Here is a 1297-nt window from a genome sequence, read left to right on the forward strand (position 1 = left end):
ATATCATTCCTTTTTGTGCATTTTATAGCCTACATTTTCCCCAAGATGTAGGTTTTTTTTATGCCAAAAATTTTATTATTTTACTGTTTATTAAATTTTTAAGTTATAAATAAAAAAAGCCATAAAGGCTTTTTATACGGTTTCTGGTTTTTTCAACTGTTGTTGAATATAGAGATTCATATAGTATTGCTCTATATAATCATCAGCATAATTATTAGCCAATGTTTTTGTTGCTACTTGTTCATGCTTAGCATAGCAGTTCGTTTCTAAGTCCTTTTCAAGTACCCACCATTGGCGATTAATACGACGCACCTGAAACTTATCACTTTTATATTTTCTTTTAGCCATTTTCCTAAAATTACAATGTAGATAATAAAAGAGAGTTTCTACTGGAGTTGAAAGAACATGTCAACAAGCATAGTGTTTAATTGGCTACTTTGTGAAATCTAGGTTCTGAGTCCTGTTCAGTAAATATAAAAAAAGCCCTCATAAGAGAGCTTGAAATCTAAACAAATTTTAAAAAAATTAACGAGATAGATTTTTTAAAAGCATTTTTAAACTTTCCATCATTTTTTCTAACTGTAGAGGGGTAATACCTTCAAATGATTGCTCAAGTACGACACTGGTTAGATCGTTAATTTTATTAATCATTTCAGTACCACGTTCAGTAAGATATACACGTGTAATACGACCATCAGTTTGGCAAGAATATGTTTCAACTAAACCTTCATCTTTTAAGCGATAAACAATTTTAGTTGTAGTCGACATCTTTGAAATAATCATGTCAGATAGTTCAGACACGCTAGCGTGAGGTTTACTACTTAGCGCTAGCATAATACGTCGACGTGAGTTATCTAAGCCATATTTTTTAAGGGCATTATCAATATTTTGAACATATTGAGCATGGACCTGAGTAATCCAATAATATGGAAAATCTTCAAGAGTGAAAGATTCCGTTGTAGGTAAAAAACGCGCATACTTCTTTGTCATTGACTTTTCCCCATACCTTGGTGGATCGCATTTTATGAAACTAATTTTAATAGTTGAAAAATATAGTTTCACTAAGCAAGTTATATCAGGACTTTAAGTCATGAGCAAAATTTATATTATTTGATTTAACAAGGACAAACTATAAATTTTGCTAATCTGATAAAACTTATTTCTTACCGTTTATTTGAACTTGGCTGCTCGCTTGTTCGTAAAATGAACGATACCTGTTTGCATGAGAATCCTAGAAAAAAAAAGTTGTTTTGAACGTGACATTTCTATAAAAATTTTTTGTCTGTAAAGTCATAAC

The 1297-nt window shown here is 30.7% G+C and carries 2 protein-coding genes; both read right to left on the reverse strand.

What is annotated here, in order from left to right; translation table 11 throughout:
* Positions 1-132: 132 nt before the first annotated feature.
* Positions 133-348 carry a hypothetical protein gene (locus tag ACH63V_RS18055; RefSeq protein WP_200028254.1) on the reverse strand — a complete coding sequence of 72 codons (216 nt, stop codon included), beginning with the start codon at positions 346-348 and terminating at the stop codon, positions 133-135.
* A 177-nt stretch (positions 349-525) separates the two neighbouring features.
* Positions 526-990, reverse strand: a complete 465-nt coding sequence (locus ACH63V_RS18060) for a MarR family winged helix-turn-helix transcriptional regulator (protein ID WP_002050629.1) — start codon at positions 988-990, stop codon at positions 526-528.
* Positions 991-1297: the final 307 nt, after the last annotated feature.

It is taken from the genome of Acinetobacter sp. ABJ-A23_2 (assembly GCF_044538765.1).
Taxonomy (GTDB): domain Bacteria; phylum Pseudomonadota; class Gammaproteobacteria; order Pseudomonadales; family Moraxellaceae; genus Acinetobacter; species Acinetobacter nosocomialis_A.

What these genes read in the sequence shown, in the direction of transcription:
- ACH63V_RS18055 (WP_200028254.1), bottom strand. Translation starts at nt 348, where the DNA reads ATGGCTAAAAGAAAATATAAAAGTGATAAGTTTCAGGTGCGTCGTATT.
- ACH63V_RS18060 (WP_002050629.1), bottom strand. Translation starts at nt 990, where the DNA reads ATGACAAAGAAGTATGCGCGTTTTTTACCTACAACGGAATCTTTCACT.